Origin of the sequence: Aquibacillus sediminis, from assembly GCF_005870085.1 — a bacterium.
Lineage (GTDB): Bacteria > Bacillota > Bacilli > Bacillales > Amphibacillaceae > Aquibacillus_E > Aquibacillus_E sediminis.
Genome location: NZ_SZNM01000005.1, coordinates 249026 through 273420 on the forward strand (window position 1 = coordinate 249026; position 24395 = coordinate 273420).

Annotated in this window: 21 protein-coding genes and 1 rRNA gene; 16 read left to right on the forward strand and 6 right to left on the reverse strand. The window is 38.1% G+C overall.

The genetic code is table 11. From position 1 onward, the window contains the following. The first annotated feature begins 305 nt into the window (after nucleotides 1-305). Entirely contained in the window at nucleotides 306-1757 is a 1452-nt protein-coding gene (nagE, locus tag FCI53_RS08130; protein ID WP_138417646.1) for an N-acetylglucosamine-specific PTS transporter subunit IIBC, read from the forward strand. Between the two features lie 80 nt (nucleotides 1758-1837). Here nagE and FCI53_RS08135 read toward each other — a convergent pair whose 3' ends face one another. Beyond that, nucleotides 1838-2695: a MurR/RpiR family transcriptional regulator gene (locus FCI53_RS08135; protein WP_138417648.1), complete on the reverse strand. Its 858-nt coding sequence runs from the start codon at nucleotides 2693-2695 to the stop codon at nucleotides 1838-1840. 176 nt (nucleotides 2696-2871) lie between these two features. Between FCI53_RS08135 and gnd the strand changes: the two genes are divergently transcribed. From gnd to FCI53_RS08160, 5 genes are all read left to right on the forward strand, one after another. Then, nucleotides 2872-3768 carry a phosphogluconate dehydrogenase (NAD(+)-dependent, decarboxylating) gene (gene gnd, locus FCI53_RS08140; RefSeq protein WP_138417649.1) on the forward strand — a complete coding sequence of 299 codons (897 nt, stop codon included), beginning with the start codon at nucleotides 2872-2874 and terminating at the stop codon, nucleotides 3766-3768. 22 nt (nucleotides 3769-3790) lie between these two features. Further along, nucleotides 3791-5134 carry a GntP family permease gene (locus FCI53_RS08145; RefSeq protein WP_138417651.1) on the forward strand — a complete coding sequence of 448 codons (1344 nt, stop codon included), beginning with the start codon at nucleotides 3791-3793 and terminating at the stop codon, nucleotides 5132-5134. A gap of 606 nt (nucleotides 5135-5740) precedes the next feature. After that, complete coding sequence (gene gntK, locus FCI53_RS08150) at nucleotides 5741-7288, forward strand: gluconokinase (protein ID WP_425457166.1); 1548 nt, start codon at nucleotides 5741-5743, stop codon at nucleotides 7286-7288. A gap of 215 nt (nucleotides 7289-7503) precedes the next feature. Further along, nucleotides 7504-9384, forward strand: coding sequence for a molecular chaperone HtpG (gene htpG, locus FCI53_RS08155; protein ID WP_138417655.1), 1881 nt, complete (start codon nucleotides 7504-7506; stop codon nucleotides 9382-9384). 125 nt (nucleotides 9385-9509) lie between these two features. Beyond that, on the forward strand, nucleotides 9510-10115 hold the full coding sequence (locus FCI53_RS08160; protein ID WP_138417657.1) for a 3'-5' exonuclease: 606 nt from the start codon (nucleotides 9510-9512) through the stop codon (nucleotides 10113-10115). A 121-nt stretch (nucleotides 10116-10236) separates the two neighbouring features. Here FCI53_RS08160 and FCI53_RS08165 read toward each other — a convergent pair whose 3' ends face one another. Both FCI53_RS08165 and FCI53_RS08170 read right to left on the reverse strand, forming a co-directional pair. Beyond that, nucleotides 10237-11196 (reverse strand): L-threonine 3-dehydrogenase, encoded by a 960-nt coding sequence (locus FCI53_RS08165; RefSeq protein ID WP_138417658.1) that lies wholly within the window; start codon nucleotides 11194-11196, stop codon nucleotides 10237-10239. A gap of 25 nt (nucleotides 11197-11221) precedes the next feature. Continuing rightward, the gene (locus FCI53_RS08170) at nucleotides 11222-12412 is read right to left on the reverse strand and encodes a glycine C-acetyltransferase (RefSeq protein WP_246050048.1); all 1191 of its coding nucleotides are present in this window, start codon (nucleotides 12410-12412) and stop codon (nucleotides 11222-11224) included. Between the two features lie 358 nt (nucleotides 12413-12770). Here FCI53_RS08170 and gap point away from each other — a divergent pair, with 358 nt between their 5' ends. From gap to glpX, 6 genes are all read left to right on the forward strand, one after another. After that, the gene (gene gap / locus FCI53_RS08175; RefSeq protein WP_138417662.1) at nucleotides 12771-13808 is read left to right on the forward strand and encodes a type I glyceraldehyde-3-phosphate dehydrogenase; all 1038 of its coding nucleotides are present in this window, start codon (nucleotides 12771-12773) and stop codon (nucleotides 13806-13808) included. After that, entirely contained in the window at nucleotides 13783-13947 is a 165-nt protein-coding gene (locus FCI53_RS08180) for a GapA-binding peptide SR1P (protein ID WP_138417664.1), read from the forward strand. The genes gap and FCI53_RS08180 overlap by 26 nt, the downstream gene beginning before the upstream one ends. Nucleotides 13948-13952: 5 nt before the next feature. Beyond that, a complete protein-coding gene (gene pckA, locus FCI53_RS08185; RefSeq protein ID WP_138417666.1) occupies nucleotides 13953-15542 on the forward strand; it encodes a phosphoenolpyruvate carboxykinase (ATP) in 1590 nt (529 codons plus the stop codon). 560 nt (nucleotides 15543-16102) lie between these two features. Next, a complete protein-coding gene (ccpN, locus tag FCI53_RS08190) occupies nucleotides 16103-16744 on the forward strand; it encodes a transcriptional regulator CcpN (RefSeq protein ID WP_138417668.1) in 642 nt (213 codons plus the stop codon). Nucleotides 16745-16762: 18 nt separating this feature from the next. After that, nucleotides 16763-17572, forward strand: coding sequence for a pyruvate, water dikinase regulatory protein (locus tag FCI53_RS08195; RefSeq protein WP_246050049.1), 810 nt, complete (start codon nucleotides 16763-16765; stop codon nucleotides 17570-17572). 128 nt (nucleotides 17573-17700) lie between these two features. Beyond that, a complete protein-coding gene (gene glpX, locus FCI53_RS08200; protein ID WP_138417670.1) occupies nucleotides 17701-18666 on the forward strand; it encodes a class II fructose-bisphosphatase in 966 nt (321 codons plus the stop codon). A gap of 339 nt (nucleotides 18667-19005) precedes the next feature. Here glpX and FCI53_RS08205 read toward each other — a convergent pair whose 3' ends face one another. Both FCI53_RS08205 and FCI53_RS08210 read right to left on the reverse strand, forming a co-directional pair. Further along, complete coding sequence (locus tag FCI53_RS08205) at nucleotides 19006-19605, reverse strand: YdcF family protein (RefSeq protein WP_138417672.1); 600 nt, start codon at nucleotides 19603-19605, stop codon at nucleotides 19006-19008. Between the two features lie 33 nt (nucleotides 19606-19638). Continuing rightward, nucleotides 19639-20178 carry a VanZ family protein gene (locus FCI53_RS08210; RefSeq protein ID WP_138417674.1) on the reverse strand — a complete coding sequence of 180 codons (540 nt, stop codon included), beginning with the start codon at nucleotides 20176-20178 and terminating at the stop codon, nucleotides 19639-19641. Between the two features lie 173 nt (nucleotides 20179-20351). Here FCI53_RS08210 and FCI53_RS08215 point away from each other — a divergent pair, with 173 nt between their 5' ends. After that, complete coding sequence (locus tag FCI53_RS08215) at nucleotides 20352-20873, forward strand: GNAT family N-acetyltransferase (RefSeq protein ID WP_138417676.1); 522 nt, start codon at nucleotides 20352-20354, stop codon at nucleotides 20871-20873. Between the two features lie 209 nt (nucleotides 20874-21082). Here the strand turns inward: FCI53_RS08215 and FCI53_RS08220 are convergent, their stop codons facing one another. After that, a complete protein-coding gene (locus tag FCI53_RS08220) occupies nucleotides 21083-21430 on the reverse strand; it encodes a winged helix-turn-helix transcriptional regulator (RefSeq protein ID WP_138417678.1) in 348 nt (115 codons plus the stop codon). 153 nt (nucleotides 21431-21583) lie between these two features. Between FCI53_RS08220 and FCI53_RS08225 the strand changes: the two genes are divergently transcribed. From FCI53_RS08225 to FCI53_RS08235, 3 genes are all read left to right on the forward strand, one after another. After that, the gene (locus tag FCI53_RS08225; protein ID WP_138417718.1) at nucleotides 21584-22642 is read left to right on the forward strand and encodes an LLM class flavin-dependent oxidoreductase; all 1059 of its coding nucleotides are present in this window, start codon (nucleotides 21584-21586) and stop codon (nucleotides 22640-22642) included. An 11-nt stretch (nucleotides 22643-22653) separates the two neighbouring features. Next, nucleotides 22654-23220, forward strand: coding sequence for an NADPH-dependent FMN reductase (locus FCI53_RS08230; RefSeq protein WP_138417680.1), 567 nt, complete (start codon nucleotides 22654-22656; stop codon nucleotides 23218-23220). 844 nt (nucleotides 23221-24064) lie between these two features. Then, nucleotides 24065-24395, forward strand: a 16S ribosomal RNA gene (locus FCI53_RS08235); the annotation flags it as partial.

A 24395-nucleotide genomic window follows, 5' to 3' on the forward strand; every position in this document is an offset into this window, starting at 1 on the left:
GTATCCAGTGGACTAACTAAAAGAAAAAGGGTCGCAAAACGCCAAAAATAGACAATGTTCAACAAATTGGTATAGACGACCATATAGGATAATGTTACCATTGAATTAAGCGATTTCAACATGTTTGCGAAGGGAAATGCATGTTTGGATCGTCTATTGATAGCTCTTATTCATGTTTTTAGGTTTCCCTTACATACTATTTAAGGGAGGTGAAGAAATACTAGTAGTACCCCTGCTACAATAACATGGCTAGCACTTATTTTATTTATTACGTATCGAAATTGTATTGATTGGAGGAATGAACTATGATGAAATATCTTCAAAATCTTGGACGCTCATTAATGCTTCCGGTTGCTGTTTTACCAGCTGCTGCGATTTTAATGGGTATTGGTTATTGGATTGACCCTTCTGGTTGGGGTGAAGAAAATGCCGCTGCAGCTTTCCTAATTACCGCTGGTTCATCAATTATTGATAATATTCCTATCTTATTTGCGGTTGGTGTAGCATTAGGGATGGCGAAAGAACGGGATGGTTCGGCAGCGCTGAGTGGTTTGGTTGCCTTTCTAGTGACAACAACATTACTTGATCCAGAATCGGTGGCCATGCTACAAGGGGTAGAAGAGTCAGCTGTAGATCCGGCGTTTGAGAATATCTCTAACGCCTTTGTTGGGATCTTGTCAGGTGCGATTGCTGCAAACATGTATAATCGCTTTAGTCATGTGAAATTACCAGATGCCTTAGCATTCTTTAGTGGTAAGCGATTAGTACCAATCATGTCAGCAGTATCGATGATTTTAACGTCTGTTGTTTTATTTTTTGTATGGCCCGTCGTTTATACTGGTTTAGTTAACTTTGGTACTGCAATTAGTGATTTAGGAGCTACTGGTGCAGGTTTATATGGCTTCTTTAACCGTTTATTAATTCCTACAGGCCTGCACCATGCGTTAAACTCGGTATTTTGGTTTGACGTGGCTGGAATTAATGATATTGGCAACTTCTGGGATGGTAACGGTGAAAAAGGTGTAACAGGTATGTATCAAGCTGGGTTCTTCCCTGTGATGATGTTTGGTTTACCTGCTGCAGGGTTAGCGATGTATCATGCAGCAAAAACGAAAAAGAAAAAACAAGTTGCGTCCTTAATGTTAGCGGCTGGTTTCGCTGCCTTCTTCACAGGGGTTACCGAGCCAATGGAATTCGCATTTATGTTCGTAGCTCCTGCGCTATATGTTGTTCACGCAGCATTAACGGGGATTTCACTCGCGATTGCATCTTTATTTAATTGGACAGCCGGATTTGGATTTAGTGCTGGATTTGTTGACTTTGTTTTGAGTTCAAGACTGCCTTTAGCTAACCAACCATTTATGTTAATTGTTCAAGGTCTCTTCTTCGCAGTGATTTATTATGTGGTATTCCGGTTTATGATTGCGAAGTTTAACATTACCACACCAGGTCGTGAAGAGGATGATAATGAAGCTGAAGCTGTTGAGGAAAATCCTGGAATAGGTAAATTTGAAGTGATGGCTTCAGAAATCTATGAAGGCTTAGGTGGAAAAGAAAATATTGCTACAATTGATAACTGTGTCACACGTTTACGTCTTGAAGTAGAAGATATGGATGCTGTGGATCAAGAGAAAATAAAAGCTACTGGAGTTCCAGGTATCAATGTAGTTGGCAAAAATAGTATCCAGGTTATTGTGGGTACACAAGTACAATTCGTTGCTGATGAAATGGTAAAAATCCATGGTGGCAATAAGTAAGATATGATTGAAAAGATAAGCACACACGCAAACAGGCATGACAACTAGTCATGCCTGTTTGCTATTTGGTTAAATATTGACTAAATACGTTTCGATGAGATTGCATTTCGAACTTTACGTAAGGACTCTTTTCCATGTTCTTTTTGATTCATTAAAACATTTACATACATGGCATCTATTAAACTTAATTGAGCAATCCGTGATTCAAGTGCTTCTGACCGAAACTCTGTTTCTTCTGACACTGTATACAAGGGGATATCAACGTTTTTGCTGAGTGAAGAATTGGCAAAACCAGTGATTCCTATTGTTTTCACCCCGTTATCTTTCGTAACCTCTAGAATTTCTAAAATATCCTTGGTCATTCCTGTATGTGATATCAGTATTGCAACATCTTCACTGGTCATTTGTGAGGCAGCCATTAGTTGCAGGTGGGTATCAGGTTGAGCAAAAACAGGTATCCCTGTTCGAATAAACTTATGATAGGCATCTAAAGCAATAATATTGGAACCTCCGATACCAAAACATTCAATTTTTCTAGCCTTGCAGATGGCATCAACTGCTGATTTTAAGGCATTGTCATCAACAATTTTTAAGGTATCTTCTAATGTTTTTATATTGGAAAAGAAAACTTTTTCGGCAACCGTTTTTTCACTGTCATTCTCAGCAATTCTTTCGTGAATATCTTGCATTGGTTCAACTATTTCGGTTGCAAGTACAATCTTAAGTGCTTGGAATCCCTTGAAGCCTAAACGCTTACAAAATCGAAATACAGTTGAATCTGCAATGCCGATATCATCAGCAACTTGATTGATTGTTCCATGGACAACTTGTTGTGGATTCTCTAATATATAGTCGGCCACTTGCTTTTCCTTATCACTAAATGTAGAGTAGTGCGAACGTATACGTGGTAAACATTGTTGTTTATCTGTAGTAGACATTGTTCTCCCCCCCAACTAATTAAGTTATTACTATGATAAAGGGAAACAGTAAAAAAAGAAATATATTTTTATATAAATTTAAAAAAAGAAAAAAATTTTGCGAAAACGATTGCAATCAAATAATATTTTTTTGTATAATGAGTTCACGAAATAATTTTTTTTGAAAGGGGACCAACATGAAACTATCAATGATAGGTCTAGGGAAAATGGGGATGAATCTTACCCTCAACTTAATGGATCATGGACATGAAGTAGTTGTTTATGATTTAGCATCGGATTCTATACATAAAGCAAAGCAGAAAGGGGCAATAGCTGCTACCTCGCCAAAAGATGTTGTGGCCAAATTAGAATCTCCGCGAGTGATATGGATGATGGTTCCAGCAGGGGAAGCGACTGATCAATTGATTAACGAGATTCAAAGTTTATTAGATCCAGGTGATATTTTAATTGATGGTGGTAATTCCAATTATAAAGACACACTTCGCAGGTCACAAGCGTTACTACAACAAGGGATCCATTTATTGGATGTAGGAACTAGCGGTGGTGTTGATGGCGCAAGAAATGGAGCTAACACAATGATTGGTGGAAATGAAGATGCGTTTAAACAGGTAGAACAACTTTTTTCTGACGCATGTGTTGAAAACGGTTACCTATATACTGGGGAATCAGGAAGTGGTCACTTCTTAAAAATGGTTCATAACGGTATTGAGTATGGTATGATGCAAGCCATTGGGGAAGGGTTCGATATTCTCGAAAAAAGTAACTTTGACTATGATTATGAAAAAGTAGCACGCGTGTGGAATAATGGTTCTGTTATTCGATCATGGTTAATGGAACTAATGGAAGATGCATTTAAACAGGATGGACATTTAGACGAAATAAGAGGGATCATGCATTCATCAGGGGAAGGTAAGTGGACGGTGGAGACTGCTTTAGATCTACAAGCAGCCGCGCCGGTGATAGCCCTATCGCAAATGATGCGCTACCGTTCTTTAGAAACAGATACATTTAGCGGGAAAGTAGTTGCAGCATTAAGAAATCAATTTGGTGGACACGCCGTAGAAAAGAAATAATACATCAGGGGGAAGTTCGATTATGTCAGCAACAATGTTAATTTTAGTAGCAGTAGCAGGAATTTTTGCGTTATTATACTTAGTTATTCAAACAAAATTGCATGCATTTGTTTCATTAATGCTTGTTAGTTTACTAGTTGGTATTGCAGCAGGTATGCCACTAGACAGCGTTATAGAATCGGTTGAAAATGGTATGGGTGGCACATTAGGATTTGTTGCCATTGTCGTCGGGTTAGGTGCAATGTTTGGTAAAATGCTAGAAGTATCTGGTGGTGTAGAACGACTTGCTCAAACACTGTTAAAAAAGTTTGGTGAAGATCGTTCGCAATGGGCACTAGGTATTACCGGTTTCTTTGTAGCAATACCAGTATTCTTTGATGTTGGGTTCATTATTCTAGTCCCATTAGTTTATGGACTGGCAAAGAAAACAGGAAGATCTCTACTATACTATGGTATTCCTTTACTAGCAGGTTTAGCGGTAACACATAGTTATATTCCGCCGACCCCAGGTCCAATTGCCGTGGCAGACTTAATTGGTGCAGATCTTGGTTGGGTAATATTATTTGGTGTCATCGCTGGTATTCCATCTATGATTATTGCAGGTCCATTGTTTGGAAAATATATTGCAAAACGAATTCATGCAACAGTTCCTGATTATATGGATTTTCAAGAAAAAGAGTATGACAAAGAGTTGCCAGGGTTTGGTATGATTATTTCGATTATTTTGGTTCCGTTAGTATTGATTTTAATTAATACGCTTTCAACAGTCATGCTTCCAGAAGAAAATGGTTTTCGAGCATTTACAACATTTATCGGTAACCCGATTGTAGCTTTAACTTTGGCAACGTTGTTAACGTTTACGTTCTTGGGAACAAAGAGAGGGTATTCTAGACAAGACGTTCAAGATATTGCTACAAAAGCATTAGAACCAGCTGGTATCATTATTTTGGTAACAGGTGCTGGTGGTGTGTTTAAACAAGTATTAATCGATTCTGGTGTTGGAGATGTTTTAGGGGAAATGATGGCAGGTTCGCCACTTCCTCCAATTTTGTTAGCATTTTTAATCGCACTTGTAGTCCGGATTGCACAAGGCTCTGCAACCGTATCGATGGTAACGGCAGCGGGATTAATTTCACCTGTGATCTCGATTATGGGGTTAGAGGGACCTGCATTAGGATTAATTGTTATTTCAATCGCTGCTGGTGCAACAGCATTCTCGCACGTTAACGATTCAGGCTTCTGGTTAGTAAACAGATATTTCGGTATTGATGTAAAAGATACACTGAAAACCTGGACAGTAATGGAAACATTAATCGGTTTTACTGGTTTAGCAGTTGCATTAATTTTAGGGTTATTTATTGCATAATGAAAAAATACGGAGAAGCGCTTTTGTGTAAGCGCTTCTTGCTTTTATAAAAGATTCGATTTGTAAGATTGTTACTCTTTATTGCGCATTTGCTATATTATACGACATAGCTGTAATTGACTTCCGTTCATTCCTTATCAGAAAGGTGCTGGATGGCGCTGCAGAAATACACTTAGCTTTTTTTTAGTATTCTGAAGTTTTTTAGTGCTGCTATGTCTGAAGAAACCATATGTTAATTGGTATGTTATAACACAACAATGCAGCAATTTTTTATTGTTGAATTACAAAGTATTACATCTATCATTAATCAGAAAACTTATAACAGTGGAGGCAGAATACGTAGACTCCTATGGGAACAGCACGAGCTGAAGATCCACTTGGTAAAGTGGTTTTCTTTACCAAGTTAGCTGAAGCCGTGCCCATGGAAAGCGTAGTATTCTGCCGGAACGATATATTCGCACTTATTTCAATCAGAATGTAAGAGAGAAAATTGAGATTAGTTATGTCGTATAATATAGCTTATATGCATTTGTCCACAATCTTTTTAGAAAAAGATCATTATAAATAACTTTGGACATTAATCCGATAAACATAATTTTGGAGGTAATTAATATGAAAAACTATTTATTAGGTGTAGATATAGGTACCACAAGTACAAAAGCAGTTTTATTTAATCGAACAGGAAAAGTGCATAGTCAACATGCAGTCGAATATCCATTACATACCCCTGTACCAGGTGCAGCAGAACAAGATGTGAGTGAAATTGTTGATGCTGTGAAAACATCAATACGAGAAGCAATGCGAAAGAGTGAGATAGACAAACAAGAATTATTATTCGTTTCCTTTAGCTCAGCAATGCACAGTTTAATTGCTATGGATGAAAAAAGTCAGCCATTAACAAACAGTATTACATGGGCAGATCAACGAAGTGAACCATATGCTAGACAATTAAAACAATCAGGTGATGGACAACAAATTTATATGCGGACAGGAACACCGATTCATCCCATGTCACCACTGGCCAAAATCATTTGGTTAAAACAGGAGCATCCTACCATCTTTGAACAAGCTACCAAATTTATATCGATAAAAGAGTATGTGTTCAAGCAATTTTTTGATCAGTATATCGTTGATTATTCCATTGCATCGGCAACAGGGCTTTTTAATTTAGAAGGCTTAGAATGGGATCAAGATGCACTGAGTATTGCGGGAATAACAGAAGAGCAACTTTCTACCATTGTACCGACCACGCATCAAGTACAAGGGTTGTCTAATGAATTAGCTGAGGAGTTAGGATTAACTACTGATGTACCATTTATCGTCGGAGCAAATGACGGTGTGTTATCCAATCTTGGTGTGAACGCCATTGATAAAGGTGTGGTGGCACTGACGATTGGAACAAGTGGCGCCATTCGTACGGTAACAGACCGTCCTGTAACAGATCCAAAGGGAAGAATCTTTTGTTATGCTTTAACAGACAAGCATTGGGTGATTGGTGGTCCAGTAAATAATGGTGGCATGGTGCTACGTTGGCTTCGTGATGAATTGTGTCAAGAAGAAGTGGCAGAAGCAAAACGATTAGGTGTTGATCCATACGAAGTTATGACAGAGAAAATGACTAAGGTTCAAGCAGGCTCAGAAGGATTGATATTCCATCCCTACTTAGCCGGAGAACGGGCACCGTTGTGGAATGCAAATGCAAGAGGTTCCTTTTTTGGTTTAGGAATGCATCATAAAAAAGAGCACATGATGCGAGCTGTATTGGAAGGGATTAACCTTAACATTTACACTGTTTTACTCGCGCTTGAAGAAGTTATTGGTATTCCAGAAAAAATTCATGCAACTGGTGGTTTCGCTAAATCAGCAGTTTGGAGACAAATGCTCTCCGATGTATTTAATCAAGAAGTGTCCATTCCAGAAAGTGTGGAAAGTTCTTGTTTAGGTGCCGTTGTGTTAGGACTTTACGCACTAGGTGAAATAGATGATTTAACGGCTGTTTCGGAAATGGTTGGAACAACAGATAGTCATTATCCAAACGGTGAACAGGTAAAAATATATACAGAATTAATTCCTGCATTTATACGATTGAGCCGCTTATATGAAGAAGATTATGACTCGATTGTTCAATTCCAACAAAAATATATGGAAAGCTAGTTATGCATACCTAGTATAAATGTAGATCGTTTCTAAGTGATAAAACCCGATCCTAAACTAATATGGTGGGGAAGTGATTGTTTAAACAAGTGCGTCGTTCTGTTGTTATGGAATTCTTTATTGTTGCTTATTAATTGACAACTATGAAATAATGTGTTATTAAAATTGTTGGTTAGTATTTATAATGCCTACATAAAGAAGAAAGGGGATAGACTATGACCAAGAAACAATTCGAAGCAGAATCGAAGAAACTACTGGAATTGATGGTTAACTCGATTTACTCTCAACGCGAGGTTTTTTTACGAGAATTAATTTCCAATGCAAGTGATGCGATTGATAAGATTTACTACAAAGCATTGACAGATGATCGTCTAACATTCGATAAAGATAATTATTATATTAAAATTGATGCGAATAAAGACAATCGTACATTAACGATTACTGATACTGGGATTGGTATGACAAAAGAAGAGTTAGAAAGCAATCTTGGTACGATTGCTAAAAGTGGTTCACAAGCTTTTAAACATGAAAATGAGATTAAAGATGGGTATGACATTATCGGACAATTTGGTGTTGGTTTTTATGCAGCATTCATGGTAGCGGATGAAGTAACAGTTGTTACGAGATCTGTCGATGGGGATCAAGCTTATAAGTGGCAATCAACTGGTGCGGATGGTTACACGATTGAACCAACAGAAAAAGACATTGTAGGAACTGAAATCACGCTTACCATTAAAGAAAACACAGAAGAGGAATCCTATGACGAATACTTAGATGAAAATAGACTGCAATCGATTGTTAAAAAATATTCTGATTTCATACGCTATCCAATCAAAATGAATGTTACCGTACAAAAGCCAAAAGATGATGATGAAAAAGAATTAGAAGACGTAGTCGAAGAACAAACGATTAATAGTATGGTGCCAATTTGGAAAAAGAACAAAACAGAATTAACAGCAGAGGATTACGAAAATTTCTATACAGAAAAACGGTACGGCTTTGATAAACCATTGACACATCTACATATTAATGTCGATGGGGCAGTTCGCTACAATGCTATTTTATACATCCCAGAGAATATGCCATTTGACTATTATTCTAAGGAGTATGAAAAAGGCCTAGAACTATATTCTAATGGTGTGTTGATCATGGACAAGTGTGCAGATCTGTTGCCAGATTATTTCAGCTTTGTAAAAGGTTTAGTAGATTCAGAAGATTTATCTTTAAATATTTCAAGAGAAATGTTGCAACATAACCGTCAATTGAAGTTAATTGAAAAGAACATTGTCAAAAAAGTAAAAGCCGAACTGAAAAAGCTTTTGAAGAATGATCGTGAAAAATACGAAACATTCTACAATGCATTTGGTAGACAATTAAAATATGGGGTATATAGTGATTTTGGACAGAACAAGGATGTCCTGCAAGATCTATTAATGTTCTATTCCTCTTCAGAGAAGAAACTTGTGACATTAGAAGAATATGTATCACGAATGCCTGAAAATCAGAAATATATTTATTATGCAACAGGTGAATCGAACGAACGGATTGAAAAACTACCACAAACAGAGATGGTACTAGACAAGGGCTATGAAATCTTATATTTCACAGATGAAGTAGATGAGTTTGCGATTCGAATGTTGATGAACTATGACGAGAAGGAATTTAAATCTGTTTCAAGTGGTGACTTAGGCATCGAAGAGGATGACAAGGATAAAGAAGCAAAAGCAGAGGAAAAGGACAACAAAGAATTGTTCGATCACATGAAATCTGTTTTATCAGGAAAAGTAAAAGATGTTCGCGCATCCCAGCGTCTTAAGTCACATCCTGTTTGCCTATCAACCGATGGGGAAGTATCAATTGAGATGGAAAAAATCTTAAATCAAATGCCTGATAATCAAAATATTAAAGCGGACAAGGTACTAGAAATCAATGTCGATCATGAAGTGTTCCAATCATTGAAAGCGAATTTTGATCACGATAAACAAAAAGTGGAGCTATATACACAACTACTGTACAACCAAGCATTACTAATTGAAGGGTTACCAATTACTGATCCAGTTGAGTTTACCAATGATATATGTAAAGTGATGGTGTAACTAGACAAACCCCTTGCAACTATAAAGCGTTGTAAGGGGTTGTTTTTGGGGACAACAAACCCTTGTCATGCTAAATATATGTTATAATAAATGGGGGTATAGTAACACAGCAAGGGGGGGACGAAATGAATTTGGTTTCGATCGATTTTGAAACGGCTAATAGGTATCGATTCAGCCCATGTGCGGTTGGGATCGTTGTTGCAAATGAAACTGGTATTATCGATGAATTTTATAGTTTAATTAATCCGTTAATGGACTTTGATTCTCAAAATATCTATGTTCATGGGATTACGGAAGTGGATGTGGCGGATGCGCCAACATTTGATGAACTGTGGCCGATATTGAATCGCTATCTAGATAAAAATGTGATTGTTGCTCATAATGCAAGTTTTGATATGAGTGTGCTTCGTGCAGCACTTGATCGTTACCTGTTAGCTTATCCAGAAATAGAGTACTTGTGTTCAGTGATGATATCGAAACAAGCGTGGCCAGGACTGATTAATTATAAATTAAATACATTAGCAGCGTTAAAAGGTATTGAATTTTCCCATCATAATGCATTAGAAGACGCGAGAGCTGTTGTGGAATTATTAATCAAAGCTAAGCATGAATTTCGGGTATCTACTATACAGGAGTTAATCCAAAGGTTTAACATAACATCTGGGCAATTATATGAAAAGGGTTACAAAACACCGAAACTGCACATGAAAAAAAGAGTGAAATTGACATAAATAGTAGATGGGAATGTGAAGAACGATGCATTAATCTTACTATAAGTACGTTGGTTTTTACCACAACTTTATCCAAGGAAAGAGAAAATAGACCACCCTTCATAGTGGTCTATTTTTTTATTTAACTTACTTTATTAACCGAAGAGTTTCCCAATTTTTCTAACATATCCTGTGTTATGCTAGTAAGATCATATTTCGGTTGGAATCCCCATTCTTGTTTTGCGGCACTTACGTCAATGTTGTTAGGCCAACTATCGGCGATTGCTTGCCGGACAGGATCGACATCGTATTTCAGTGTGAAATTTGGAATATGAGTTTGAATTGCCCGAGCAAAATCTTCAGGTGCCACACTCATAGCGGTAATGTTAAATGCATTACGATGAATTAACTTGGATCCATCCGCTTCCATTAATTGAATAATCGCATCAATTGCGTCCGGCATATACATCATGTCCATGTATGTCCCTTTATCAATATAGGAAGTATACGATTGATTTTTTATTGCATGATAATAAATGTCAACGGCATAATCTGTCGTTCCACCACCAGGAGGAGTAAGATAGGAAATTAAACCAGGAAAACGAACTCCGCGAGTATCCACGCCAAACTTATTAAAATAATAATCACATAAAAGTTCACCAGCAACCTTGTTCACGCCATACATGGTAGTTGGTCGTTGCAAGGTATCTTGTGGTGTATCTTGCTTTGGTGTATTTGGACCAAATGCACCAATTGAACTCGGTGTGAAAAGTTGTGCGTCTAGTTCTCTAGCAGTTTCTAATCCATTGAGTAGTCCACCCATGTTAATGTCCCAAGCAAGTAATGGTTTTTCCTCGGCTGTAGCGGATAATAAACTTGCTAAGTGCATGATCGTATCAACATTGTACTTTCTTGCGATTTTTAAAAATTTCTGTTTATCCGTAACATCGAGGATTTCAAAGGGACCTGTGCCAAATACATCATTTTCGACTTTACGAATATCTGTTGCAACCACATTGTCTTTTCCATATAACTCTCTTAATTTCATAACCAACTCTGAACCAATTTGACCCAAAGCTCCAGTAACTAATATTTTCTTCATATCAAACATTCCCCACCTTTCGAAGTTAAATAATGTTGAGCTCTTTCCCAATTTTTTCGTAAGTGGCAAGTGCTTGATCAAGCATTTCTTTCGTGTGGGCGGCTGTAGGCATATTTCTCACACGACCTGTTCCTTTTGGTACAGTTGGAAATACGATCGACTTGGCATACACGCCTTCTTCATTCAATCGTTTACTGAATTGTTGGGTTGTTTTTTCATCCCCAATCATACAAGGGGTGATCGGTGTTTCGCTGTTACCAATATCAAACCCTAATGCTTTTAAGCCTTTTTTCAAGTAGTCACCATTATCCCAAAGCTGGGTTTGTAGTTCTGTACTATTCATTAACAAATCAATTGCTTCTGTACTAGCTGCTACATCTGCTGGTGTCAATGAAGTTGAAAATAAAAATGGACGTGATTGCACTTTTAACCAATCAATCAATTGTTGTTTTCCTGCTACATAGCCACCGACAACTCCAATCGCTTTAGAAAGCGTACCGATTTGAAAGTCAACGCGATCTTGCAGGCCAAAATGCTTAACCGTTCCAGCTCCCTTACCTAATACACCGGATCCATGGGCATCATCTACATATGTCATGATGTCAAATTCTTCAGCAATCTCGACGATCTCAGGTAGTTTTGCAATGTCTCCATCCATGGAAAATACACCGTCAGTAATGATCATAATTTTATTGTATTGTTCAGATTCGACCGCTTGTTTTGCTTTTTGTCTTAAGTCATCCATATCTGAGTGGTTAACGCGGATGATTTTAGCTTTAGATAGACGACATCCATCGATAATCGATGCGTGATTTAATTCATCAGAAAGAATGGCGTCATGTTTATCCATGACAGCAGAAATAGCTGCCATATTACAGTTGAAACCAGATTGATAGGCAACAGCAGCTTCGGTTCCTTTAAATGCTGCGATTTTTTCTTCCAATTTCACGTGTAGATCCAATGTGCCGTTAATGGTCCGAACCGCCCCGGCTCCAACGCCATGGGAAGTGATGGCGTCTTTAGCAACTCTTTTTAGGCGCTCATCTGTTGCAAGACCTAAATAATTATTCGATGAAAGATTAATAAGTTCTTTGCCGTTTATTTTAATGATTGGCCCATTAGCACCTTCCACAGGATCAATCTCATTGTAAAGTCCTTGTGATTTTAAATGGTTTAGTTTCTCTGTTAAAAATCCTGTTAGTTTTGAACTTGTCAACCAAAACCCTCCTATAAAAAGTGTTTGTAAAGGATTAGAAAACAATTGTCCTTGTGAGGAGGACATTTTTTCGTTTTCTAATCCTTGTATAGTTACATTATAACAAAAAATGGATAAAAATGTTCATGCCAAATAGACATTTATTAAATAAAAATGAAATGAGCATTATTGTCTGGTAAAAATAATGTCCATTATTGATTGGAATGGCACATTATGACGTAATAAATAGGTGTGTTTTTTGATTAAAAGGATTTAAAAGTGATTAAAACACATTTTTTGATTTTTTAACAAAAATAGTGCACATTATTTAATAAATGTGTTATATTATATATTAACAGAAGATGAAGGAGGGGGATGGATGGAACGAGGAATCGGGATTAGCGGAACAGGAAGAATTGGTCGTCTGCTAATTAGAAAAATTATTTCAGATAAACAAGGGGCTGAAAGTTTAAAAGCAATTAATAGTACGTATCCACCGGAAACAATTGCGCATTTATTAATCTATGATTCTGTCCATGGAAAATGGGATGTGGACATAACGGCAAAAGCAGACGAACTTCATATAAATGGAAATGTCATCAAAGTAACTTGTCACAGAAACCCATCAGACATTCCGTGGAAAAACCTAGGCGTTGATCTAGTTATCGATGCGACGGGCAAATTTAAAGATCGACAAAGCGCCGGTAAGCATATTGAAGCAGGTGCATCGAAGGTTCTAATTACAGCGCCAGGAAAACAATTGGATGCAACAATTGTTATGGGAGTTAACGAGCACTTCTATCAACCAGACCAAGATACCTTTGTATCAGCGGCTTCTTGTACAACGAATTGTGCTGCACCACTTCTTAAAGTTTTAGATGATGCATTTGAAGTGGAAAGAGGTTGGTTAACAACGGTTCACTCTTTTACATCTGATCAAAAACCGTTGGATAATCCGCATAAAGACTTGCGACGAGCACGAGCGAGTACGCAATCGATCATACCAACCACTACAGGTGTTGGGAAAGCGCTAACAGATGTGTTGCCTCACTTAGCACCTCATATGCAAGGGACATCTGTTCGAGTGCCGACTCCAGATGTATCGTTAGTAGATTTAACCGTGCAAGTAGGCGGTACCTACACGATTGAGGATGTACAGGACGCATTCGAGACAGCTGCCGTGAAGGATATGGCTGGCATTGTAGGAATTACGGATAAGGAGTTAGTTTCTTCCGATTATATTGGTTGTGAGAATTCGGCAACGGTTGATGGTCCTTCGACCATGACGATGGGGAATCAGATCAAAGTTCTTGCTTGGTATGACAATGAATGGGCTTACGCCTGCAGAGTTGCAGAGCTTGCAAATTATATGAGAGAAAGGATGTTAACAAATGGCAAAGTTAAACAATCTTCCTAAAATGGGTGCAATTTTATGTCGTGAGTGTGGTAAAGAAATTGAGGCGTTCTCTACTGCGAAGGTTGAGACTTACTACGCTGATGCAGGTCATTGTAATTGCCAGTCAAACAATCAACAACTTGTTAATGAGGAGCGGTGAGGGGAATGCAAACGGTGAAAGCCATTGAAAATAATTTGTTTCACAGAACAGAGGATGAACCTACTGTTTATTACGAGCTATCTGTTTCTAGATTAATGGAAGAAGCAGTCAAGCGAGGGGAAGCAAGACTAACAGAAACAGGTGCGCTACATGCCTATACAGGAGAGTTCACTGGTCGTTCACCAAAGGATAAATATATTGTCAAGGAAGCCTCTGTTGAAAAGCAGGTTGGTTGGGGGGATGTGAATCAATCCATCTCTCCACAACAATTTGATCAACTCTACCAAAAAGCGCTATCTTACATGGAAAAACATGATTTATTTGTATTTGATGGGAAAGCAGGGGCGGATCAAGATCATCAATTATCAGTGAGGATTATTAATGAACTTGCATGGCACAACCTTTTTTCCCGTCAATTATTCATTGAATCAAGTGATAGATCAGAACAGGATCCGGTAGATTTTACCGTTATTTCTTTGCCGGGTCTTAAAGCAGATCCGGTTGAAGATGGAACGAATTCAGAAACATTTATCATCATCTCATTTGAAAAGAAAACGGTATTAATTGGTGGGACAGCATATGCTGGGGAGATTAAGAAGTCTATATTTTCGGTGCTGAACTATTTATTACCACTAGAAAATGTCTTACCAATGCACTGTTCTGCCAATGTGGATGAAAAAGGCGGCAATACGACATTATTTTTTGGACTGTCAGGAACTGGCAAGACGACACTGTCTGCAGATCCAGGTCGCCGATTAATTGGTGATGATGAACATGGTTGGACAGATAAGGGGATTTATAATTTTGAAGGTGGTTGCTATGCCAAATGTATTGGCCTTGATCCAGATAAGGAACCACAAATTTGGAATGCAATCCAATATGGTTCGGTACTAGAAAATGTAGCAATTGATCCAACCACACGTCAATTGGACTTTAATGACAAGCGAGTAACGGAAAATACACGTGCTGCTTATTCATCAGAAAAAATTCCGAATGCTGTCATTCCGGGAACAGCTGATCATCCAGAAGTGATTATCTTTTTAACAGCCGATGCTTTTGGTGTATTGCCACCAATCGCAAAACTTACGAAAGAGCAGGCGATGTACCATTTCTTATCAGGATACACGTCTAAATTAGCGGGAACAGAACGGGGGATTACCGAGCCAACCGCAACTTTTTCCACTTGTTTTGGAGAACCATTTTTGCCGCATCGACCAGATGTCTATGCAGATTTACTTGGGGAAAAAATTGATAAACATCAAGCGCGTGTTTACCTTGTGAATACGGGTTGGACTGGTGGACCGTATGGGATAGGAGAACGAATTAAATTATCCTATACAAGAAAAATGGTATCGGCTGCAATTAATGGAGAATTAGAAAATGCAGAATTTTCTCCGCACCCTGTATTTGGAGTTTTTGTTCCGAGTGAAGTAGAGGGAGTTCCTAGCAAGCTATTAAATCCTAGAAACACATGGAATATTCCAAGTTTATATGATGAAAAAGCACAAGATTTAGCTAGACGTTTTGTGGAGAATTTCGATAGATTTTCCAGTGTATCGAGTGAGATTTGTGCAGCAGGGCCAAAAGTAAAATAGAATGCTGCAGGTGGTTTTAGAAGGCTTATAAAAAAGTGGCATTCACTAGTTTAGTGGATGCCCTTGTTCACTATCTTTATTATTTTCGAAAATTAAAATGCTGGCTTATCAATCCGCGTCGTGATAGAACTTTTATTAGACTTCACTCACCTCGGTCCTACAGGTAGGTAAGTTCGACATTGTTGGTATGTTTGTTGCGCTCTTAGTCGAACATCCTAATCACTGACTCAAGTTTAGAGGAACTTGGACTACAGCTCTCGTCCCTAATGACGGAATCCACTTTTGTAGAAGTGTGTTACCGTGTGTCCCTCAATGGATGAATGTTCAATTAAGACTATAACAGTGTAACAGCATCGAAAGCTCTTTGGTGCGCAAGTGCAGTTTATCCCAAAGGGTTCAACTAACATTAAGTGGGGAAGGTCAATCCCCCCTACTGAGTGAAGTTTCACTTTAGACGTTACTAGCTAGTGCTTTTGTAACTTTTGTTTCTTCTTGCCTTCGATTTAGATTAACGATAGGATGGATTATATGCTTTGTTGGTAATAGACAGGAGGTTCGCCATGATTGAATTTACGAATCGTCAACTAGATATTGTAGAAATCCTTAAAAAGCATGAACCGATCACAGCGGGACAGATTGCAGACATGTTAGGAGTTAGTAAGGCGACAATCCGCTCTGATTTAGCTGTATTAGTGATGACTGGTTATCTAGAAGCAAAACCCAAAGTAGGGTATTTTTTAGGAAAAACGACAAAAAATGAAGGGATTTCGAATCAAACACAGAACATAAAAGTAAAGGATGTTCAAGGTGTGCCTGTAGTAGTGCAAGGAACAACTACAGTACATGATGCAGTGATCTCTTTGTTTTTGGAAAATGTTGGATCACTAATCGTTGTGGATGAAAATAGCTATTTAGAAGGAATTGTTTCGCGTAAAGATTTATTGAAAGTAACACTTGGAAATGCCAATGCAGCCTCCATGCCTGTTAATTTAGTCATGACTCGTCAACCAAATGTGGTGACGATTACACCGGAGGAAACTGTGATCGAGGCAGCGCGTAAAATGATTCATTTTCAGGTGGATAGCTTACCAGTAGTGAACAATTCGAGTGAAGACAATCCACAGACCACACAGCTAGTAGTTGGTAGGATTACGAAAACAAATATGACAAGGCTATTACTAGAAGGTATGACTGAATCGTAGGTAAGGGAGTGACGAAAGTTGAATCATAATCAACGTATGATTTATGTCTGTTCAGACGCAGTAGGTGAAACAGCAGAGGCGGTGGCACGTGCAACCAAACGCCAATTCTCTAGTGAAGAGATCCAAATAAAACGATATGGCCATATTCAAACAGATGAAGAAATACGTCAAATTTTAACTGAAGTAGAAGAAACTGGTGGCATTGTTGCGTATACGTTAGTTCAACCGGAACTACGAGATACAATGAAACAAGAGTCCATTAAGCGTGACCTTCGTGCTGTTGATGTCATGGGACCTATGATGCAAGCGTATATCGATACGTATAATGATGCACCGAAACAAAAACCTGGTTTGAGGCAAGAATTAGATGAGGAATATTTCAAAAGAATTGAAGCGATTGAATTTGCAGTGAAATATGATGATGGTAAAGATGTCCGTGGTCTTATGAAGGCAGAAGTGTTATTGATTGGTGTGTCCAGAACATCAAAAACTCCACTTAGTATCTTTCTGGCCCATAAGGGAATTAAAGTGGCAAATTTACCAATTTTACCCGATACAAATCCTCCTGCAGAGTTATTTCAACCTGCAGAACGTTTAACGATCGGGTTAACCATGAAACCAGAGAATTTATTACAAATTAGAAAAGAAAGACTAAAATCACTTGGATTACCGGATAAAGCAAAATATGCTTCGTTTGAGCAGATAGAAAAAGAATTGGCAACCGCAGAGAAGATTATGGATCGACTGGATTGTCAAGTGATTGATGTGTCAGATAAATCGATTGAAGAAACAGCTGGTATTATTAGGAAATATTTATCAAAATCTTAATTCTAAGGTAGAAACATAAATGGTTAAGGTGAACAAAGTGGGTTTTCGAGGTTAGAAAACCTTTCGATCCCTTAATCTCTTTTAATTTTACAGAATATTCTGTTGAATGGTGGTGAGGAGGAAAGATTATGGAGCGTAGTTTATCAATGGAGATTGTCCGTGTAACAGAAGCGGCAGCGTTAGCTTCTGCTCGTTGGATGGGAAGAGGGAAAAAAGAAGAGGCGGATGATGCAGCTACAACAGCGATGCGTGATGTGCTTGAAACGATCCCGATGAAGGGGAATGTCGTCATTGGCGAAGGAGAGATGGATGAAGCTCCTATGTTATATATAGGTGAAAAATTGGGAACAGGAAATGGTCCGGATGTCGACGTGGCTGTTGATCCGTTAGAAGGTACGTCCATTGTCGCGTCTGGTGGATGGAATGCGTTAGCGGTCATCGCGATTGCGGATAAAGGACATTTACTGCATGCCCCTGATATGTATATGAATAAAATTGCTGTTGGTCCAGACGCTGTTGGGGTGATTGATATTGAAGCGCCGATACAGGTGAACTTAGAGGCTGTAGCAAAAGCTAAAAACAAGGATGTAGAAGACCTCGTTGTTACTGTTTTAAAACGCGATAAGCACATTCCGATTATCGATGAATTAAGAAATGCAGGTGTTCGGATAAAATTAATTGATAATGGTGATGTAGCTGGGGCAATCAACACTGCATTTGATGATACTGGTGTTGATCTGTTACTGGGAGAAGGTGGTGCCCCTGAAGGTGTCTTAGCAGCTGTTGCTTTAAAATGTTTAGGTGGCGAAATACAGGGAAAATTAGCGCCTAAAAAACAAGCTGAAATCGATCGTTGCGAGAGTATGGGATTAGATGTGAAAAAAGTCCTGCAAATGGAAGACCTTGTCTCAGGTGATGATGCTATCTTCGCTGCTACTGGTGTAACAGACGGTGAATTATTAAAAGGAGTTCAATTTAAAGCATCGACAGGTACTACTGAATCATTAGTGATGCGAGCTAAATCAGGTACTGTCCGTTTTATCAACGGGAAGCATAGTTTAAAGAAAAAACCAAATCTAGTAATAGAAAACTGATCGTGTTTATAGACTTTTCATGCTTTTTAACGTTTAAATTGTTATATTATATGCAATAACTTCCACTAGATCGTTATAGATTGGAAATAGACGACGATAGCCGCGGAAAGCCTTTCATTCATCTCTTACAACTGGATGTTTCGTTGTTTTAACCCTCAAAGAAGGATGACAGGCTAAAATCGTCTTTGTCCTACGACGCCTGTGAAACCTTTATTAGGCCGCAGCAAAAAGGGTGATCCGGCGGCTTTTTTTTGCTTCGTTTCATTGTTATACAAGTTATTTTGTATAATATAAATGCACAATACTTGGCAAAAAATAATGAGTGTTAAACGTGTGGGGTTATCTAAACGGCAAACTAATCATGTAACCAATATAGAAAAACAATTCACGCACGAAAAACGGTATTTTACTTTTCCATGTCGCATATACCGATGTTTGTGTAGGGGATGAGTAGGCTTTTAATCCGGTGTGTTGAGCCATGGTCATTGCCCGTTTCATATGCAATGGATCACTTACGATTGTAAATGATTTTAAATTTTCTTCGTTTGCCACCTTATTCGCATGGGTAAGGTTTTCTTCTGTGATGGTTGATTTTGTTTCAATTTTAATAGCCTCTGGGTCCACCTTGTTAGTTATCGCATAATTCCTTGCAACCTCTGCTTCGGCATACATATCTTCTTTGCTTTTGCCACCAGTAAAAATGATGTTGTTAACATAACCATTTTCGTAAAGCCAAATAGCATGATTAATTCGCTCAGCTAAAACGGGAGAGGGTTGATCGCCCCAAACGGCCGCACCAAGTACGATTGCTGCGTCTGTTTTCACCAATTGATTTTTGTTACTGAAATTCCATATTTGAAATGACGCAACAAAAATACAAATAGCCGAGAAAACGGTTAGACTAAGGAGGAATAATTTTAGTTTTTTTGAATTTATCATTTCAATCCACCTTTTGAGTGCAAAGAGTAATTCTTAAGAGATTTGCTTTTCCTCTCTATTGTTTGCTTTTATAGTAGTATATTGACGATAGAGAATGAATCCTAACACAGTACCAAGCGTGTTTAAGAGGATGTCGTCAACATCAAAGGAACGAACGGCTGTAGCTAACTGTATTAATTCAACTACTAATGATAGGGAAAAACCATAAAGGATTACCTTCCAATGTGCTTGTAATTGAAATCGAAGTGGAAGAGCAAACCCTAAAGGCATAAATAAAAGGATGTTACCACCAATATTTTTTAACGGTACCATATAGTAAAAATGAGTAAGGGCCCCATGAATACTTGCAAAAGGTGTGAGGTTCATGTGTTGAAAACCGTTCCCTGTTTGATATGGATAGGTGTAAAATGGAAATGGGAACAAGGTTAGGCAATAGATGAAAATAATAGAAAAATAAAAAGATATTTTAATGAATTCGGTCCTTATGGAGAAATTTTGTTTATAACAGATTATAATGATTCGGTAAACAATCCATGGAATAGCAAAGAGGATTATCGATTCGTATTCTATCAAGGGAAATCCTCGCTTTCTGCTCGGCGTTTTTCTTTATCTTTCATCATAACATAATTAAAACTTAAAAAACTTTCAACATAACATAATTAAAACTTAAAAACTTTGATGATACCTAAGCAACTTTTTCCTTGTTACAATGAACACATTGCGTTTGTTAGATGGAGGTGTAATTAATGAAGGGAAATATAAGATTACGGGCGTTCGAACAGGAAGATATATCATCTCTGCATCACTGGTTTAATGATCAAGAGTCAATGATTATGGCTGGAAGAGTTCCGATGTCTTATGAAGAAACGGAAGAGTTTGTGTTAACTATCAAAAAAGAAGGGGCTATCGTGTTAGCGATCGAACACGATCAACAGGGTCTAGTGGGGTGGATTCATCTTTCGAATAGGTCGATGGAACATGGTAGAGCAGAAATTGGGTTGTTGCTGGATCCGCACTATCGGGGGCAAGGTTATGGGAAAGAAGCGATGGATGCTATGCTAGACATTGGATTTAATCAACTTCGTTTACACAAGATCTTTTTAACGACACGAGGCATTAATCAAAGAGCGAAACGATTATATGAAAAACTTGGTTTTGTGGTAGAAGGTACATTGCGTCAACATTGTTACGTGAACGGAAACTATTATGATACTTACTTCATGGGGATATTAGCTGATGAATGGCGTGGAAATGATAAAAGCGAATGAATTCTTTCTTGTCTAGTGATTGTTAGTGTTCCTAATAACAGTCGGAAAGATATTCGAAAGTACGGAAAGTGACAAAAATTCTAATCTGACAAAGCTGAGGATTCTGAAAGACGGAAATAATAGTCGAAAGTTACTAAATGTGCAAAACGTCAGCTGAATTTTTAAATGTGGGCTTTGAGTATTGTCTCAAAGCCCCTTGGTAACGTAATCTACATTGATTGTTGTTTTAGTTTCTGTTGTTTATGCAAGGTATGTTGTTTACCCCATTCGTGCATTGCTTCTAAAATGGGTTGCAAACTTCTTCCGTATTCTGTGATTGAATATTCTACTTTTGGGGGGACTTGAGGATAGACAACTCGTTCGATGATATCTTCTTCCTCTAATTCACGTAAATGCTTGGTTAGCATCTTTTGTGTAATACCAGGTACATTTCGTTTTAATTCACTAAAACGCTGGGTGCCATCTCTTAGTAAATATAATAAAATGATTGGTTTCCATTTTCCTACTAAAATACTTAGCGCATCTTCAACTCGGCATAATTCTGGCTCGAATTTCATGTTCAACCTCCAATGGTATCTTTTTGTATACTATATTACTTTAAAGTGCGTACTTAAAAATATATTCTATATCGTTCATAATAACATTATTAAGTTCTTTTTAGAAGATAAATAAGGAAAAGTGTTCGTCAATTGAGAAAGGTGATGCAATTAATGGAAAAATATGGGATTGATCGAAATAAAGGACTGGAGTTTGGGATTTATACATTGGGTGATCACTTACCTGATCCGGTGACAGGAGAACGGATTTCCGCAGAACAACGGATTCATGAGATAATTGAATATGCCAAATTAGCGGATCAAGCTGGGATAGACTTTTTTAGTGTTGGGGAAAGTCACCAAGAATATTTCGCAACACAAGCACATGCTGTTGTGTTAGCAGCAATCGCTCAAGCGACGGAAAAAATAAAAGTTGCGAGCTCTTCCACCATTATTAGCACTTCAGATCCTGTTCGTGTTTATGAAAATTTTGCAACACTCGATTTGATTTCAAAAGGACGTGCAGAATTGATTTCAGGTCGAGCTTCAAGAGTCGGGTTGTTTGATTTATTAGGTTATAATATAAGAGATTATGAAGAGTTGTTCGAGGAAAAGTTTGACTTATTGCGAAAGATTAATGAAGAAGAAGTCGTCAACTGGAGTGGAGAATTTCGCGCACCGCTTAAAAATGCCAAAGTCATTCCGCGTCCACAAAATGGGTCTTTACCGATTTGGCGTGCTGTTGGAGGTTCGCCTGCAAGTGCGGTTCGAGCCGGTTATGCTGGTGTGCCGATGTTTATGGCGCATTTAGGTGGACCGGTCAGCATTTTTAAACGAACTATCGATGCATATCGTGAAGCGGCAGAACGTGGTGGGTTTGACCCGGCTGAATTACCTGTAGCTACAGCGGGATTTTTCTACGCTGCCGAGACTTCTCAACAAGCACTGCGTGATATGTACCCACATATTAATGAAGGGATGAAGAAGACAAATGGGCAGGGATTTCCGAAGCAACACTTTGCACAGGGCGTCGATCCGCACAATGTAATGAATATTGGGAGTCCACAAGAAATCATCGAAAAAATTCTCTATCAACATGAAGTGTTTGGTCATCAACGCTATATTGCGCAAATAGACTTTGGTGGTATGCCATTTGATCGTTTAATGAAAAATATTGAAATAATAGGTGAACAAATTTTACCGGCAATCAAGAAACATACTGCGAAGAAATAGGGGGATTGAATATGAAAATTGTTGCTTTATCAGGTTCAAACGTTGGTTCCAAAACAAGGACAGCGATGAATTACACGGTTCACATTATAAATGAAAAGTATCCGAATAGTGAAGTGACGTTAATAGACTTAGCGGAGTATAACGTTCAGTTTAGCGATGGACGTAATTATCTAGAATATGAAGGTGACACGGGTTTTGTAACAAAAACGATTATGGAAGCAGATGCAATCATTATTGGGACACCTGTTTTTCAAGCGTCGATTCCAGCCACATTGAAGAATATTTTTGATCTGCTGCCAGTCAATGCCTTTCGCGAAAAAGTTGTTAGCATGTTAGTGACTGCAGGTTCGTCTAAACATTATTTAATCGCTGAGCAACAATTAAAACCAATTTTAGCTTATATGAAAGCACAAATTGTTCAAACATATGTATTTATAGAAGAAAGTGATTTCTATCGAAAAGAAATTACGAATGAAGATGTATTGTTTCGAATTGAGCGTTTAGTGGAAGATACAGTTGTCTTAACGGAGACGTTTTCAAAGGTCCGTGAGGCTAAAGAAGCGGACTATGATTTTTAACTTGGATAACCCTTTTGCATGTTAGATGCTTAAGGGTTATTTTTTAGAATCTAGCCTGATAAAGCAATTTTTGACTAAATAAACGGAGCTATATAGGAAGATATATTAGATAGAAAAAACAATACATCCACCAAATAGGTGAGGTGTCCATACAATGTGGTGGGTATTGTATTTGCTGCTGCAACAAGACTCATTCTTAAAAGTTATCGTCGGAGCCAACGAATGAAGGGTGTGACAGTGATACTGTGGCAGCAATTGCTGGGGGATTGGAAGGTTTAGCGTATGGGTGCGATACGTTGCTGCAGAGGTTTTGCGACATTTTAATGATTAAGGAAGAATTATGTGAATTTTGTCTGCAGTCTTCTTTTGTGATCTAAGGTTGTAGAAAAGGGGGGGATAGGTTCCATTAGTAAAAGCAATAATTGAACTTTTTTTCGGGAAATCATTCATTAAGTATTATGAGACTAAAAGCTAATTAGTGATGGGGTTAAAAAAATGTTGCGCATGTCGTTTAATCATGCTATATTATAAATCTGTTTCCGCAAACCGTAAAAACAGTTAAAAAACTATTGACTTTGCTGTTTTCTAAATGTTATTATATTTATTGTCGCTTCAAGGGCGGCGTAAACAAACGGAAATTAATTTAAAAAGTTATTGACTACATCTTGTTTTAGTGTTATAATATTTATTGTCGTTAAAAAACGACGTGAACATTTGATCTTTGAAAACTGAACAAAACAACCAGTATGAAACAGATTAGGTAAGACGTTTCAATTGTTTGAAACAGACTACTCTAAATCAATTTTTAAAGCTAGTTTTTGTATGAGTGAAAGATACTCTTTCTATTATGGAGAGTTTGATCTTGGCTCAGGACGAACGCTGGCGGCGTGCCTAATACATGCAAGTCGAGCGCGGGAAGCAAACTCTTTACCCTCCAGGGTGTTGAGCTTGTGGAACGAGCGGCGGACGGGTGAGTAACACGTGGGCAACCTGCCTGTAAGATTGGGATAACTCGCGGAAACGTGAGCTAATACCGGATAAAACTTTTATTCGCATGAATGAAAGTTGAAAGATGGCTCCAGAGCTATCACTTACAGATGGGCCCGCGGCGCATTAGCTAGTTGGTAGGGTAATGGCCTACCAAGGCAACGATGCGTAGCCGACCTGAGAGGGTG